We start from the raw sequence: 14,858 nt of genomic DNA on the forward strand, positions 1-14,858 counted from the left end.
GATCGGCACCGTCGTGGCATGACATCGACGACCCCGGGCGCTGTACGCCCGGAACCCAGACGACCAGGCGCGGTGCGCGGCGGACTCCGTTCGCTCGTGCGCGGCAGCGCGGACGCGGCCCGGTGGGAGCGCCCGGCGTTCGTCGGGCTGCTCGTGGCGACCGGCGTGCTCTACGTGGTGAACCTGTCCGTCAACGGATGGGCGAACGCGTTCTACTCCGCCGCGGTGCAGGCCGGCAGCCAGAGCTGGGAGGCCTTCTTCTACGGGTCCTCCGACGCCGCGAACGCGATCACGGTCGACAAACCGCCCGCGTTCCTCTGGGTGATCGGCATCTCGGTCCGGCTGTTCGGGCTGAACTCATGGGCGGTCCTGGTGCCTGAGGCGCTCATGGGTGTGGCATCGGTCGCGGTCCTGTACCGGATCGTCCGGCGGCGCTTCTCCGCGGGGGCTGCCCTGGTCGCGGGTGCGGCGCTCGCCACGACGCCCGTCGCGACGCTGATGTTCCGCTACGACAACCCGGACGCGCTGCTCGTGCTCCTGACCGTCGGGGCGATCGCCCTGACCCTGCGCGGCGTCGAGTCGGGGCGGATGCGGTGGGTCGTCTGGGCCGGTGTCCTGGTCGGACTCGGGTTCCTCACGAAGCAGTTGCAGGCGTTCCTGGTCCTGCCCCCGCTCGTCGGCGTGTACCTCTGGGCGTCGCCGCGGCCGGTCCTGCGACGGGTCGGACACCTCCTCGCTGCCGCTGCCGCACTCGTCGTCTCGGCCGGATGGTGGGTGGCGATCGTCGAGCTCGTGCCCGACTCGTCGCGCCCGTACATCGGGGGCTCGCAGACGAACAGCTTCCTCGAGCTGACATTCGGCTACAACGGTCTCGGCCGTGTCACCGGGGACGAGACCGGCAGTGTCGTCCCAGGCGGTGCCACGGGTGCCGGCTCGTGGGGGTCGACCGGGCTGACCCGCCTGTTCGGCTCGGACTTCGCGACGCAGGTCGCCTGGCTGCTGCCGACGGCGCTCGTGCTGGCGGTCGTGGCGATCGTCGCGGTGGGTGTGCGGAAGCGTACGGACGGACGGCTCGCGACGGTGCTGGTGCTCGTGGCGTCGCTGCTCGTCACTGGCCTGGTCTTCAGCTTCATGGGCGGGATCTTCCACCCGTACTACACGGTGGCGCTCGCGCCGTACATCGCCGGCGTCGTCGGCATCGGTGCCGGGTTGCTCTGGGAACGACGGGCGTCGGTGTGGTGGCGGGTCACCGCGGCCGTGACGATCGCGGCGACCTCGGCGTGGTCGTTCCGCCTCCTCTCCGAAGCGTCCTCGTGGCAGCCCTGGATCCGGTGGGCGGTGCTCGCCGCCGGCGTCGCGGCGACCGTCCTCGTGCTGCTGCCCCGACGCAGCCACGGCGTCGAGGTCGCCACGGTCGCGACGGTCCTCGTCGCCGCGTTGCTCGGACCGGCTGCGTTCTCGGTGCAGACCGTCACCGTCGGACACACCGGTGCCCTGCCGTCGGCGGGCCCGAGTGTCTCGTCAGGGGGCGGGCCGGGCGGTGGTGGTCCCGGTGGAGCGCCCGGGGGCGGTCAGGGCGGGGCGGCGCCCGGCGGTGCTGCTCCCGGTCAGGCTGGCACGGCGCCGGGCGGGGGCGCCGGCGGTGGACAGCGCGGAAGCGCGACCGCGGGCGCCGGCTCGACCGGTGGCGACGGGAGCGCCGCCGGCGGGACGGCCCGGCGCGGTGGTGGTGGCGGTGGTGGTGGTGGTGCGAGTGTCATCGGTGGTTCCACCGAGGTGTCCTCCGAGGTCGTCGCCGCGCTGACGGAGGACGCCGACGACTTCACGTGGGCCGCTGCCACGGTGGGCTCGAACGGCGCCGCGGGCTACCAGCTCGCGACCGGCGAACCCGTCATGGCGGTCGGTGGCTACAACGGCACGGACCCAGCGCCGACGCTGGCACAGTTCCGGGCGCTCGTCGCCGACGGAACGATCCACTGGTTCATCGGTGCGTCGGGCTCGTCGGGGTCGTCGAACAGCTCGGGCAGCGACGCGGCCGAGCGCATCGCCGCTTGGGTGGCTGCGCACTACGAGGCGCAGACGGTCGGCGGCGTCACGATGTACGACCTCTCCGCGGCTCCGACGTCGTGAGCGGCAGCGCATGGTGGGAGCTCGCGTCAGGCGTAGCGGCGGGCTGCCCGGAGTGCAGCGTCGGTGTACGAGCCGCCGAACAGCACCACGTGCAACAGCAGCGGCGCGAGCTGGTGCAGCTCGACGCGCTCCTGCCACCCGGGCGCCAGGCGGGACTCGGCGTCGTACGCGGCCACGACCGTCTCGAGTCGGGGGAGCCCGAACAGTGCCAGCAGCGCGAGGTCAGTCTCCGCGTGACCGCCGTGCGGGTTGGCGTCGATGAGCACGGCGCCCGTCGGCTCGGAGCTGTCCCGCGGCCAGAGCACGTTCCCCGCCCAGAGGTCCCCGTGCAGCCGCGCCGGACCGTCCCCGACGAGCGCCGGCTGCGGTGAGCCGAGCGAGCCGTCCTCCAGTCGGGCGCACACCCGCTCGAACACGGCGGCCTCGGACCCGTCGTACCCGCCGGCGTCGACGATGCGCGAGACGTAGTCGCGGATCCGGTACTCCGCGAAGCACTCGCCCCAGGTGGCCGGGGCCTCGGACGCCGGCACGAACGGCGTGCGGGAGCGGCCCATCCGCATCGGCCCGTTCGCCGGGAACCCGGGCGACGGCGCTCCCCAGTGCGCGGCACCGGCGGCGTGGGTGTGGGCCAGCGACCGGCCGAAGCGCTCCGCCTGGGCCGAGGTCGGCGCGCTGTCGGGAACGAACTCGAGCTCGAGGACGGTCGGACGGGGACGACCGAGCACCCGGGCGATGCGGGTGCCGCCGGCGTCCTCGGCCTCGGCGAGCCACTCCAGCCCGGCGGCCTCGGCGGCGGCCTCGTTCGGGTCGGTGAAGGTCTTGACGTAGGTCTCGGGCATCGCCCCATCCAACCCGGAGACGCCCGGGCGCCGCCCGGGCGCCGCCCGGAGACGTCCGGACGCACCCCGCGCCCCACCCGACCACCCGTCACACCGCGTCGACCAACGCCCGCGCCAACGGGTGCCACGCCCGCGAGGACGGCCCGCTCAACACCAGCGTCCGCTCCAGTCGGGGGAGCGTCGGCACCATCACGAGGTCGGCCGGCAGCATCACGCGACCGAGCGTCGGCACGATCGAGACGCCCTCGCCGCGCTGGATCATCCCGAACATCGTGCTCATCTCCCGCACCCGGTGGGCGTAGCGGAAGGGCTGCCCGGCGATCTCGTGCATCCGCTGGATCTGGTACTCGCACCCGCCGCCGCCGGCGACGAGCCCGTCCTCGTGCAGGTCGTCGAGCGTCAACGCGGTCGCGTCGGCGAGCGGGTGGTCCCGGCGGACGACGGCGGCCATCTCGTCCGTCGCCACGACGACCCCGCCGTCGGGCACCACGGTCGGGTCGACGAGCACGGCGGCGTCCACGGTGCCGGCCTCGAGCCACTCGGGCATCTCGTCGTCGTCCCCCTCGTAGACCTGCACGTCGACGTCCGGCAGGGTCACCGCCCACAGCTCGCGGAGCCGCGGCAGCAGTCCCTGGCAGACGGTGGGGACGGCGGCGAGGCGCACGGTGCCGCGCGCTGTGCCGGGCTGGACCACGGCCTCCAGGGCGTCGACGGAGGCGAGCGCGCTGCGGGCGTGACCGAGCAGGCGCTCACCCAGCGGCGTCGGTGTGGCGGGGCCGCCGCGACGGAGGACGGAGCCGTTGACCTCGCGCTCCAGCCCGGCGACCGCGTGCGAGACGGCGGACTGGCCGACGCCGAGGGCGGAGGCCGCCGCGGTGAACGAGCCGCGGTCGACGGTCGCCACGAGGGCGCGGAGCTGGGCGATGGTGATGTTCATGCGTCTCCCTCATGGGTGCATGAAGCCGATGCGTTTGCCTCATGCCGAGCGGTGGCTCGACACTAGCGGCATGAACGCCTTCCTGTTCGTCCTGGTCGCACTCACCTGGGGCTCGAGCTTCCTCTTCATGAAGATCGGGCTCGAGGGCCTCTCGCCGCAGCAGGTCGCGCTCGGACGCGTGCTGCTCGGGGCGCTCACGCTCCTGGTGATCATGCTCGTGACCCGGCGGAGGTGGCCGCGGTCGCTGAAGCTGTGGGGGCACCTGCTCGTGCTCGCGGTGTTCCTCAACGCGGTGCCGTCGAGCCTGGTGGCGTGGGCGGAGCAGAGCGTGCCGAGCGGCCTGGCGAGCATCTACAACGCGACGACGCCGATCATGGTGCTGCTCGCACTGCCCCTGCTGCTGCCGGCGGAACGCCTGCGGGGTCGGCAGCTCGTCGGCGTGCTGGTGGGGATCCTCGGCGTCCTGGTGCTCGTCGGTCCGTGGGGCCTCATCGGTGACCCGGCCGTGCTCGCCACGGTGCCCGGCCAGCTCGCGCTGCTCGGCATGACCGCCTGCTACGGCTTCGGACTGGCCTACATGCGTCGGTTCGTCGCCGGCAGTGGGTACGACGCGATCACCCTGACGACGGTCCAGCTGACGCTGGGCGCGGCACTGCTCCTGGTGGTCGCGCCCGTCACGGCGACCGGCGCGATGCACCTGGACTGGAGGATCGTGGCTGCGATGCTCGCACTCGGTTGCCTCGGTACGGGGCTGGCCTACATGTGGAACACGGGGCTCGTGCAGGCATGGGGCGCGGCGCGCGCGTCCACCGTGACGTACCTGACGCCGGTGGTCGGGGTGGTGCTCGGCGTGCTCGTGCTGGGGGAGCGGGTGCGGTGGAACGAGCCGGTCGGGGGCGTCGTGATCCTGGTGGGGATCGCGCTGGCGTCGGGGCTGCTCGGGCGACGGCGTCGGGCGGCCGTCGTCGAGGAGACGGCGGCCCGTCCTGTCACGGTTCCGCACGAGGCCCGGGACGGCGTCCGGGGCGCCTGACGCGGTCTGCGATCGATGGCGGTTGACGCCGGGAACGTGGAAGGGCACGTCGACGGATCGACGTGCCCTTCGCTGTGTGGTGCAGGGAGTCAGCGGGTGCGGCTCGTTCCGAGACGGGGCAGGACGATGCCGAGCACGATCATCGCGACGGCGAGGAACGCGTGCAGCACGTTGTCGGCGCTGTTCAGCGGCACGAAGTTCGCGCCGCTCGTCATGCCGGCGGTGAACAGGCCGAAGACGAACAGCACGGCGTAGACGATGCCGCCGACGAGCAGGTAGAGGCGCGAGCCGCTGGCGGTGCGGGACGCGACGAGCCCGACGATGCCGAAGAGCAGGTGCACGATGTTGTGCAGGACCGACACCTGGAACAGGCCGAGCAGCATGGCCATCGAGCCGTGTCCGGCGAAGGACATCGTGCCCATGTCCATGGTCAGGCCCGGGATGAAGCCGGCGAGGCCGACGATGAGGAAGACGACACCGAAGAGCAGTGCGCCGCGCTGCGTCCAGGTCGAGCCGGCGGTGGAGCGGGGAGATGCTGTGTTGCTGGTCACGGTCGGACCTCTCGTCGGGGCGCGGGTGCCCGCGCGGCCCTCACCGTAGGCGGACCGTCCGGGCCTGGTTCGCCCCAGTTCGGGGGACCCCGTGGCTGGCGGTCAGCCGATCCGCTCGACCGTGACGTGCCAGCCGAGGTCGGTGGCACGGCGCTCGAGCTCGGACGCGTTCGACCGGCACAGCGAGCCCGTGCCGTCCGGGTAGTACCGGCGGATGGCGGCCTCCGGGACGAAGCGCCCGCCGAGGGGGTCGGACCCGAGGGCGCGGACCTGCCACCAGCGCTCGGTGGCCTGTTCGAGCGCGGCGTCGAACGGGACCTCCACGTCGACGATCTTCAGGCGGTCGTAGCCGGCGTCGTCGAGCTCGGACAGCAGGTCGTCGAGGTAGTCGACGCTCGACAGCGTGCCGTGCACGACGACGTTCTCACCGTCGCGCAGGGAACGACGGCGCAGGGTGTCCGCCACGGCCGTCGACTCGGCGTGCACGAAGCCGGCGAGCTCCCGCGGCTGCACCGGCCGCCCGTCGGCGAGCACGTGACTGGTCCAGGCGTCGAGCAGTCCGTCCGCTGCGGCGCGTTCGAGCAGGGCGTCCTTGAAGTCGTCGGCGTCGACGTGGCGGTAGTCGTCGAGCTCCGGCATCCGCGCCAGTGCCGTCGACTTCCCCGCACCGGGCGGGCCCGCGGTGACGACGACCGCCAGGGTGCCGTCGTCGCTCGGCGCCGGTGTCCGGTCGGCGTGGGCGGCGAGCAGCTCCTCGTGCAGGCGCAGGCGCTCGGCCGTGTAGAGGAAGCCGTCCGGGGCGTACCGGAGCCGGCTGCTCGACCCGGGCTCGTCCGACCAGGGGTCGTCGAGACAGGCCCGCTGGAGGAACGCGGCGAGTTCGTCGGCGGTGCGGTCGCGGAGTGGTCGGTCGTTCGTGCCGGCGTCGGTCACGGCCGGCGGACCCGGCCCTGGCGCCCGGCGATCGCCCGGCGGACCGTCTCGTACTCGCCCTCGCTGATCAGGCCGTCCTGGAACGCGGCGGCGAGCTCCTTGGCGGTGCCGGTCTGGGCCGCGGCGCTGTCGTAGCCGGAGTCGCGCGCCGGTGTCCGGTGCGTCATCGCCATCGTCGAGAGTTCGCGCATCATCGTGTCGGAGTCGATCAAGCCGGCCTGGCGCTGGGAGATGACCTCGCGCGGGGACGGCCGCGACGCGGTCAGCGCTCGCCGGGTCAGGCGCCGGGAGACCTCGGGCTGCGAGATGCCGGCGAGCCGGGCGATGTCCCGCGGGGTGACCCCGAGGTCGGCGAGCTCGAAGATGCCGCGGCGGAGCTCCATCTCGGCGAGGTGCTGCTGTTCGCGGCTGTGCAGGACGCTGAGGACGGCGGCGCGGACCGATGCGGTGTCGCCGTCCATCCGGGCGGCCAGGGCGTCCACGAGCGACTCGACGTCGTGCCGAGGCCGTTGTCCGGCTCGGTGCCGAGGGTCCATCTCCGTCATCGCTGCTCCGTCCTCGCGGTGCCGATCGTACCGCCGCCGAGGGGCGGCGAGCGTCCCGCCGCCGGGCGGCACCGACCGTCCCGCCGCCGAGCGACGCCGGGCGACGCCGGGCGGCGCCGAGCGGCGGCGACCCCCTCCGTAGGATCGGGGCATGGGCGGTGACGGCGTCGACGTGTGGCTGGACTCGTGGCAGGTCGACGAGGACCACTTCGAGGTGTCCCTCGGCGAGCGCGTCGACTGGGACACCGTGACCATGGACGCGTCCTGGGTGTCGAGGCTGTTCGTCGACCGGACGATCCCGTGGACCCGCGACACCTACGCGGATGCGACCCGAGCACCGGACGACCCGTCCTGGCACCGGGTGCAGGGCCGGGTGTCGGGCATCGAGCAGGTCACGGTCACCTTCGTCGCGTCGGACGACCCGGCGGACCCCGGCCTCGTTCCCGTCCCCGGAGCCGCGGTGGTGCAGCCGGTCACCTCCCTCTGGGACCGTCCCGCCCACCCGGACGTGCTGGTCGGGTTCGTCGTCCGGGTGGCCTGACCGCTCCGTCGGCCGAGCACCCGTTCGTCCAGACGGCGCACCGGGAACGCATCGGCCCTTCCTCGGGAGCCGGAAGGCACCTAGGGTTTACAGCGTTGTAAACGGAGCGTCGATCAGGACACTCCGACCGACCCGGCCGACCCCGGCCCGATGGACGACGTCGTCCATGAGGAGTTCCCTGTTGCGTCCCTTCTCCGTCCGATCCCGGGGGCGGCAGCGCGCCGTCGACGCTGCCGTCGTGGGCACGACCGTGCTGGGCCTGCTCGGCCTCGCCGCGCTCCCTGCCACGGCCGACACCGCCGCCGCCCGCACCGTCCAGTCCGGCCAGGCCCGCTTCGAGGTCCTGTCCCCGACGCTGATCCGCACCGAGTACGCCGGCGACAGCAGGTTCACCGACGGCAGCACCTTCAACGTCATCGGTCGGGACGACTTCGCCCCGACGACGTTCACGAAGACGGAGCGCGACGGCTGGCTGACGCTCGACACCGGCTCGATGACCGTCCGCTACAAGGAGGGCTCCGGGGCGTTCACACAGGACACCCTGCAGACCAGCCTCACCCTGCCGTCCGGGCAGCGGGTCTCCGGGACGCCGTGGGTGTCCACGCCGACCCCCTCGTGCGCGATCGGCTCGCTGTGTGAGGCCGAGGCGCTCCGGCTCACCGGGCTGTCCCTCGCGACGGACCACGCGGGCTTCACCGGCGCCGGGTTCGCCGCGGGCTTCGAGTCCGTCGGCAACGCGATGACCTTCACGACGACCGCGGCGACGGCCGGCTCGTACGAGCTGGCCCTGCGGTACGCGAACTCGCAGGGCGGCGACGGCAAGGTCGCCACCCGCACGTTGAGCGTCACCGTGGACGGCGGCGCAGCGACGACGGTCAGCCTGGCGCCCGGTGCGAACTGGGATGACTGGAAGACCACCGCCGCCACGGCGATCGACCTGCCCGCCGGCACGCACACCGTGCGCATCGAGCGCGCCGCGGGCGACTCGGGCCAGGTCAACGTCGACAGCCTCGCCCTCGTGACGACCGGTGGTGCGTACCCGGCCCCGACCACGACGGTCGCCGGGCAGGACTGCGCGTTCGGCGCCGTGTGCCAGGCCGAGGACGCGACACTGACCGCCCCGGCCACCGCTGCGACGAACCACAACGGCTCCGCCGGTGCCGGCTTCGTCGCCGGGTTCGAGCGCGCGGGTGCCGCGATGACCACCCATGTCACCGGTGTGCCGGCCGCCGGCGACTACACGCTGCAGGTCCGCTACGCCAACGGCGGCACCGCCACGCCGACCCTGACCGCGGCCCCGACCGGACAGGCCACCACGACGGCCACACTGCCGCCGACGAGCGGTTGGGACTACTGGAACACCGTGCAGGTGCCCGTGCACCTCGCGGCCGGCGCGAACGACGTCGTGCTCGGATGCCCGACCGTCGCGGCGAACTGCAACGTCAACTTCGACACCGTCGCCGCGGTCGACGCCGCGTCGCCGGTCCTCGCCGCGCACGCCCCGCTCGGCGGCTACCGTCGCGACCTCGACACCGCCAACGGGTCGGTGAAGACCAACCCGGGCTTGCTGTACCAGGACGGCTGGTCGCTCCTCGACGACAGCGCCTCGGCCGGGTACGACCAGGCGACGGACACGGTCACGCCTGCGAGCGACCACGGCGGGAAGCAGTACCAGGACGGCTACGTCTTCGGCTACGGCACCGACTACCGCCATGCGCTGCAGGAGCTCGCCGTGCTGACCGGCCCGACGAAGCTGCTGCCCCGCTGGGCGTACGGCGTCTGGTACTCCGAGTACTACGACCGCTCGCAGGCCGACTACCTCGCGATCGCGAAGCAGTTCAAGGAGCAGGGCGTCCCCGTCGACGTGATGGCGATCGACACGGACTACAAGGTCGGCAGCCCGACGAACGAGGGCGACAGCAAGTGGGACGGCTGGTCGGTCGACCCCACCAGGATCCCGGACATGACCAGCCTGCTCGCCGACTGGCACGCCGAGGGCATCCACAACACGCTCAACATCCACCCGTCGATCTCGGGCAGCGACCCCCGGTTCGCCCAGGCGCAGGCCACGGCGAAGGGCAAGCTCACGAAGGGCGACGGCGACCGCTGGCTGTTCGACTGGTCCGACCCTGACCAGCTCAAGGCCTACTTCGACCTGCACACGGCGATGCAGCCGAAGGGCGTCGACATGTGGTGGCTCGACTGGTGCTGCAGCGAGGTGTCGAAGTACTCGGCGAACGGCGTCACCCCCGACGCCTTCATCAACCAGCAGTACGCGAAGGCCACGAACGAGGCCCTCGGCGGCCGTGGGCTCGCGTTCTCGCGGGCGTACGGCTCGCTGACCGCCGGCGGCTACGGCAACCCGCAGCCCGTGCCGACCGGCCCGTGGGCGGACAAGCGCACCACCGTGCACTTCACCGGCGACACCACGTCCTCGTGGGACATGCTGCTGGCCGAGGTCGGGTACACCCCCGGTGAGTCCGCGGCGACCGGCCTGGCGTCGATCAGCCACGACATCGGCGGGCACAACGGCGCCCAGTACGGCATCACGGGCGCCGAACCGGGGACGACCCAGCTGCCGGAGGACCTCTACGCCCGCTGGGTGCAGCTCGGGGCCTTCCAGCCGATCGACCGCCTGCACAGCAACCACAGTGACCGGCTGCCGTGGCAGTACCCCGCTGCGGGGAACGCCTCCGCGAAGCAGTTCCTCAACCTCCGCGAGGACCTGCTCCCGCTGACGTACACGCTCGCCGCCCAGGCGACCGCGACCGGCACCCCGATCCTGCAGCCGCTCTACCTGCAGTACCCCGAGGCGCAGCAGTCGTACGCCATGGCCGGCTCGGAGTACCTGTACGGGCCGGACGTCCTCGTCGCCCCGGTCACGACCGCGAACGACGCCTCCGGGACGGCCACACGCTCGGTGTGGTTCCCGGCCGGCAGCTCCTGGACCGACTGGTTCACGGGCAAGACCCACCAGGGCGGCACGACCGCGCAGGTGACGACCGGACTCGACGCGATGCCGGTGTTCGTGAAGAGCGGCGGGATCGTCCCGACCCGGTCACACCACGTGACGAACGACGGGTCCGGACCGCTCGACGCCGTGACCCTCCGCGTCGCGACCGGCGCGAACGGCTCCTTCGCCCTGCACGAGGACGCCGGTGAGGACACCGCGACCGGCGGGACCGGCGCGACCGGGGCCGTGGACGCCACCACGACGGCGGACGCGACGAGCCGGGCGGCGGCGGGCAGCGCCTCCACCGCGGTGCGGTACACGCAGCAGGCCGCCGGCGGGCAGCTCGACATCGCCCCGGCCGACGGCTCCTTCGCCGGCCAGGTGCGGGACCGCAGCTGGACCGCGACCTTCGCCGACACCGACCGTCCGACCACGGTCACCGTCGACGGTCGTGCCGTCCCCCGCACCGGCTGGACCTACGACGCCGACGCGCGCACCCTGACGGTGCCGGTCGCCGAGCGGTCCGTGACCCAGCGCACGGTCGTGCGCTTCTCCACCGCGGCCGCGGTGACCCCGACGCTGCAGGTCGCCGACCCGCGGGTCGAGGCCGGCGCGACCCAGACCGTCACGGGCAGCGGGTTCCCCGCCTCCATCGACGTGGTGCTCGCGACGCAGCCTGACGTCGGCGGCGTGACCGTGCGGTCGGACGTGGACGGCGCGTTCTCGGCCGACCTGCCGGTGGCGACCACGGCCTCCGGGCGGGTGGGGGTGACCGCGTCGGTGGACGGTGCCGTCGTGGCTCGCGCCGCCTTCACGGTGACGGCGGCAGCTGGTCCGGCACCGACGGCTCCGGCGAGCGGCACGCCCGGTGCCGGGCCCACCTCCGGTGCCGGGGCGCCCGGTCCTGGAGGCGGTGGTGCCGCCGGCGACGCCGGTGGCAGTCCGGCAGACGCCGGGCCCGGCACGGGGGCTGCGCGTCCGGGCGGGGCACTCGCCTTCACCGGGGCTGACCTGCTGCCGATGGGGCTGCTCGCCGCGGCGCTGCTGGCCGCCGGAGGGCTGCTGCTGACCCGGCGGATCCGTCGGGGTCGGTCACGCGGCTGACGCTCGTCGCCCGGGCGCCGGAATGGCCCGGTGCGAGGGTGCCCACGCCGTGCGATGTCAGAACGTCGCACGGGGTGGGCACGCTCGCACCAGGCGGGACGCCCGCGCGCGCCCTGGTCAGAGCGCGACGAGCGTGAGGCCGAGGGCGAGCAGGGCGACTCCCTGCAGGGTCGCCCGCAGCACGATGACCCGGTCCCACCGGTCCTGCAGCGATCGCGCGTCCGCGGGGGTCTCGTGGGCGTCGGCCGCAGCGGTGAGCCGCGCGTTGACCGGGGCACTGACCCGGACGTAGACGACCATCCACACCACGAGCAGGACGAACGCACCGCCCGCCAGGACACCCGCGGCCGCGTGGCCGGACAACGCGGCGAGCACGGTCGCGACCAGGGCGAAGAGGAGTCCGACGACGCCGGGTACGCGCATGCGGACGTCGGCGTAGCGGTGCAGGTTGCCCATCACCGTCGTGAGGGCGGCGTCGCTGACCCGCGCGAGGGCCGGACGCTGGGCGATGGCGCAGAAGACGTCGGTGCCGTAGACGACCCCGGTGCCCAGGAGGGCGAGCAGGGTGGCGAGCTGGACCAGGGCGGTCATGCGCGGGACTCCTGGTCCCCGCCGAGTGCCGGGAGGGCGCCGACCTGCTGGAAGACCTCCATCAGGTTGAGCTCGTCCCAGTGCTCCACGAACAGGCCGTCCTCGACGCGCCAGATGTCGATGCTCCGCAACTCGACCGGGAGGCCCGTGGCCGGGATGCCGAGCAGGTCGCCGGTGTGCGTGCCCCGGTAGACGAAGCGGCCGACCACGCGGTCGCCGGCGACGACGAGGTCCTCCATCGTGACCGTGACGTCGGGCAGGCCGTGGAAGAACGCCGCCCAGAAGGTGCGGTTCGCCGCGCGGCCGTCGGGGACGACGACGTTGTGGTTGCGGTAGTCCTCGGCGACGAAGGCGTCGACGAGCTCGGGGTCGTGGGTGTTGAGCATGGTCAGGTACGTGTCGGCGAGTGCTTCGTGGGTGGTCATGGGCCGTTCCTCCTGGGTTAGCGGTGCTAGGTAGTAGCAACGCTAACCCTGCTTTTCCGTCTCGTCAATAGCGCCGCTAGGGAATCGTGCTGCTGCTAGCATGACCGCATGGCAATCACGGACCGACGGCAGCGCGAGCGCACGGCGCAACGCGACCTGATCGTCGCGTCCGCGCGGGTGCTCGCGGAGCAGGAGGGCTGGGACGCGGTCACCACCCGACGCCTGGCGACCGAGATCGAGTACAGCCAGCCGGTCATCTACAAGCACTTCGCGTCGCTGGGCGCCCTGGCCGAGGCGGTCGCGCTCGAGGGCTTCGCCGAACTCGCCGCGGCGGTCCACCAGGCCCGGGTCGGTGCTGCGGACGCCGATCCGGTGGTCGTCGTCGCGCACGCGTACGTCGACTGGGCCGTCGCGAACCCGTCGCTCTACGACGTCATGTTCGTCCGCGCCACCGGCCTGCAGTTCGGCGCCGAGGAGACCCCGCCCCAGCTCACCGAGGGGTACGCCGAACTCCTGGCGGCGACGAGCACGGTCGCCGGTGACCGCGATCCCGAGGTCCTCACCGAGGTGTTGTGGGCGGCGCTGCACGGCCTGGTGCTGCTCGACCGCGGGGGTCGGCTCCGGCCGGCGCACCGCCGGGCCCGCGTCGAGGCCGTTGCGGCGCTCCTGGCGGGCTGACCTGGGCGCTGCACCGTGCGCGTCTCGTCAGCCAGTGCGAGGTTGCACACACCGTGCGGGCCCCCGAGCGCGCACCGGGTGTGCAACCTCGCACCGGGGGCGAGCGCGGCGCCGCGCCGCGCCATGCCGCCCGCCTCACCGCTCCGCGGACCCGCGCAGCCCCCGGTCGACGAAGTCGATCATCCACGCGAAGCTCTCGTCGACGTCGGTGCCCATGCGGAACCCGTCCGAGGCCTCGATCGTGGCGAAGCCGTGCAGCACGCTCCGGAGCATGCGGATCGCGTGCACCTCGTCCGCCGGGTCGAGCCGGTACCCACGGAGCGCGGCCGCGAAGGACGCGAGGCTGCGCTCGAGCGCTGTGGCCAGGGGGTCGTCCGGCCCGGTCGGACGCGTGCCGACGGTCGCGGCGTACCGGCCGGGGTGGCGTTGCACGTAGCGCCGGACGGTCTGCGCGGCGGCGGCGAGGGCGTCCACGCCGGCCAGTCCCTGCATGGCCTCTCGGAGTTCGTCGCCGAGCTCGTTCGCCGCGAGGACCGCCACACGACGGGTCAGGTCGGGCAGCCCGTCGACGTGCTTGTAGAGCGAGGGGGACTTCACGCCGAGCCGTTCGGCAACGATGCTCATGCTCAGCTGCGCGAGGCCGATCTCGTCGGCGAGGGTCGCGGCGGCCTCGGTGACCGTCGCGGGGTCGAGCCCGGCCCTAGGCACGAGGACCCGTGGCGCCCGTGGTGTCCGCGGCGCCGGCGCCCACGGTCCGACGGAGGAACGGCAGCAGCAGGGCCACCACCTGGTCCGGCGTCTCGGTGTGGGGGTAGTGCCCGGCACCGTCGATGACCTCGAGCTCACCGAGGCCCTCGGCCAGGTCGCCGATGACCCGCAGCCCCTCGGCCCGGGGGTCCGCCCAGTCGGGGTCGGCGCTGCCCTCGACGACGAGCACGGGGCAGCGCACGTCGGCCAGGTGAGCACCGGCGTCCGCGGGGGAGGTCTTCGTCATCGCGCGGAGCACCGCCATGCGCTCCGGCTGCTGCAGGGTCGTCTCGATGCGGGTGCGCTCCTGGGCCCAGTCGGCGGGCTTCGTCGGGACGGCGACGTCGAGGTAGGCCATCCAGCCGGCCAGGCTGCCGGTCGTCATGACCTTCGCGAGCTGCAGCGTGCCGGCACGGTGGTGCTTGTTGCGCAGGAGCCCGACGAGGTCGACGCCCTGCTTCCGGGTGAACGGGGCGAGCTCGACGATGCCGACGACCACGTCGGGCGCGGTCGCCGCCGCGATCGTGGCCGCGCCGCCGCTGATCGACTGTCCGACGACGACGGCCGGCCCGCCGAGGTGGCGGACGACGGCGACGAGGTCGCCGGCGATGTCCGTGCGCTGGTACGACGGCCACGCCGCGCTCGAGTCGCCGCAGCCGCGGATGTCGACGTTCGCGACCCGGTAGCCGGCGGCGACGAGCTGTGGGACGACGAACCGGTACGAGTGACGGCTGTCGCCCATCCCGTGGGCGAGGACGACGAGCGGGCCGGTACCGGTGACGTCCACGGCGATGGTCCCGTCGTCGGTGGTGATGTGTTCGAGCATGTCGTCCTCCTGGGGGTGTCTGGCT

General features: G+C 73.3%; 14 protein-coding genes. 5 read left to right on the top strand and 9 right to left on the bottom strand.

Annotated features, from left to right (window positions below; translation table 11 throughout):
- Positions 1-18 precede the first annotated feature (18 nt).
- Positions 19-2,130, top strand: coding sequence for a glycosyltransferase family 39 protein (locus BIU98_RS14685; RefSeq protein ID WP_071278144.1), 2,112 nt, complete (start codon positions 19-21; stop codon positions 2,128-2,130).
- Positions 2,131-2,156: 26 nt separating this feature from the next.
- Here the strand turns inward: BIU98_RS14685 and BIU98_RS14690 are convergent, their stop codons facing one another.
- Positions 2,157-2,969: a fructosamine kinase family protein gene (locus BIU98_RS14690; RefSeq protein WP_071278146.1), complete on the bottom strand. Its 813-nt coding sequence runs from the start codon at positions 2,967-2,969 to the stop codon at positions 2,157-2,159.
- 88 nt (positions 2,970-3,057) lie between these two features.
- Positions 3,058-3,906, bottom strand: a complete 849-nt coding sequence (locus tag BIU98_RS14695; RefSeq protein ID WP_071278148.1) for a LysR family transcriptional regulator — start codon at positions 3,904-3,906, stop codon at positions 3,058-3,060.
- A 70-nt stretch (positions 3,907-3,976) separates the two neighbouring features.
- On the opposite strand from BIU98_RS14695, the gene BIU98_RS14700 reads away from it, so the two are divergent.
- Positions 3,977-4,939 (top strand): DMT family transporter, encoded by a 963-nt coding sequence (locus tag BIU98_RS14700; protein ID WP_071278151.1) that lies wholly within the window; start codon positions 3,977-3,979, stop codon positions 4,937-4,939.
- A gap of 89 nt (positions 4,940-5,028) precedes the next feature.
- On the opposite strand, the gene BIU98_RS14705 is transcribed toward BIU98_RS14700, so the two are convergent.
- The 3 genes from BIU98_RS14705 to BIU98_RS19565 form a co-directional block, all read right to left on the bottom strand.
- On the bottom strand, positions 5,029-5,490 hold the full coding sequence (locus BIU98_RS14705) for a DUF4383 domain-containing protein (protein WP_071278153.1): 462 nt from the start codon (positions 5,488-5,490) through the stop codon (positions 5,029-5,031).
- A gap of 102 nt (positions 5,491-5,592) precedes the next feature.
- Positions 5,593-6,423 (bottom strand): zeta toxin family protein, encoded by an 831-nt coding sequence (locus BIU98_RS19560; protein ID WP_071278155.1) that lies wholly within the window; start codon positions 6,421-6,423, stop codon positions 5,593-5,595.
- Positions 6,420-6,968, bottom strand: a complete 549-nt coding sequence (locus BIU98_RS19565) for a hypothetical protein (protein WP_071278158.1) — start codon at positions 6,966-6,968, stop codon at positions 6,420-6,422. The genes BIU98_RS19560 and BIU98_RS19565 overlap by 4 nt, the downstream gene beginning before the upstream one ends.
- Before the next feature lie 151 nt (positions 6,969-7,119).
- Here BIU98_RS19565 and BIU98_RS19570 point away from each other — a divergent pair, with 151 nt between their 5' ends.
- Both BIU98_RS19570 and BIU98_RS14725 read left to right on the top strand, forming a co-directional pair.
- Positions 7,120-7,509, top strand: a complete 390-nt coding sequence (locus BIU98_RS19570) for a DUF6578 domain-containing protein (RefSeq protein WP_071278160.1) — start codon at positions 7,120-7,122, stop codon at positions 7,507-7,509.
- Positions 7,510-7,747: 238 nt separating this feature from the next.
- Positions 7,748-11,566, top strand: a complete 3,819-nt coding sequence (locus BIU98_RS14725) for a TIM-barrel domain-containing protein (protein ID WP_217635705.1) — start codon at positions 7,748-7,750, stop codon at positions 11,564-11,566.
- A gap of 117 nt (positions 11,567-11,683) precedes the next feature.
- Here BIU98_RS14725 and BIU98_RS14730 read toward each other — a convergent pair whose 3' ends face one another.
- Together BIU98_RS14730 and BIU98_RS14735 are read right to left on the bottom strand one after the other, a co-directional pair.
- Positions 11,684-12,157 carry an anthrone oxygenase family protein gene (locus BIU98_RS14730; protein WP_071278164.1) on the bottom strand — a complete coding sequence of 158 codons (474 nt, stop codon included), beginning with the start codon at positions 12,155-12,157 and terminating at the stop codon, positions 11,684-11,686.
- Complete coding sequence (locus tag BIU98_RS14735) at positions 12,154-12,582, bottom strand: ester cyclase (protein ID WP_071278166.1); 429 nt, start codon at positions 12,580-12,582, stop codon at positions 12,154-12,156. The genes BIU98_RS14730 and BIU98_RS14735 overlap by 4 nt, the downstream gene beginning before the upstream one ends.
- A gap of 108 nt (positions 12,583-12,690) precedes the next feature.
- Here BIU98_RS14735 and BIU98_RS14740 point away from each other — a divergent pair, with 108 nt between their 5' ends.
- Positions 12,691-13,260 carry a TetR/AcrR family transcriptional regulator gene (locus BIU98_RS14740; RefSeq protein ID WP_071278168.1) on the top strand — a complete coding sequence of 190 codons (570 nt, stop codon included), beginning with the start codon at positions 12,691-12,693 and terminating at the stop codon, positions 13,258-13,260.
- Between the two features lie 135 nt (positions 13,261-13,395).
- Here the strand turns inward: BIU98_RS14740 and BIU98_RS14745 are convergent, their stop codons facing one another.
- Together BIU98_RS14745 and BIU98_RS14750 are read right to left on the bottom strand one after the other, a co-directional pair.
- On the bottom strand, positions 13,396-13,968 hold the full coding sequence (locus tag BIU98_RS14745) for a TetR/AcrR family transcriptional regulator (protein ID WP_071278171.1): 573 nt from the start codon (positions 13,966-13,968) through the stop codon (positions 13,396-13,398).
- Entirely contained in the window at positions 13,961-14,833 is an 873-nt protein-coding gene (locus BIU98_RS14750; protein ID WP_071278173.1) for an alpha/beta fold hydrolase, read from the bottom strand. The genes BIU98_RS14745 and BIU98_RS14750 overlap by 8 nt, the downstream gene beginning before the upstream one ends.
- Between the last annotated feature and the right edge of the window lie 25 nt (positions 14,834-14,858).

The sequence above is a fragment of the Curtobacterium sp. MMLR14_010 genome, assembly GCF_001865015.1.
In the GTDB taxonomy this organism is placed as follows: Bacteria; Actinomycetota; Actinomycetes; order Actinomycetales; family Microbacteriaceae; genus Curtobacterium.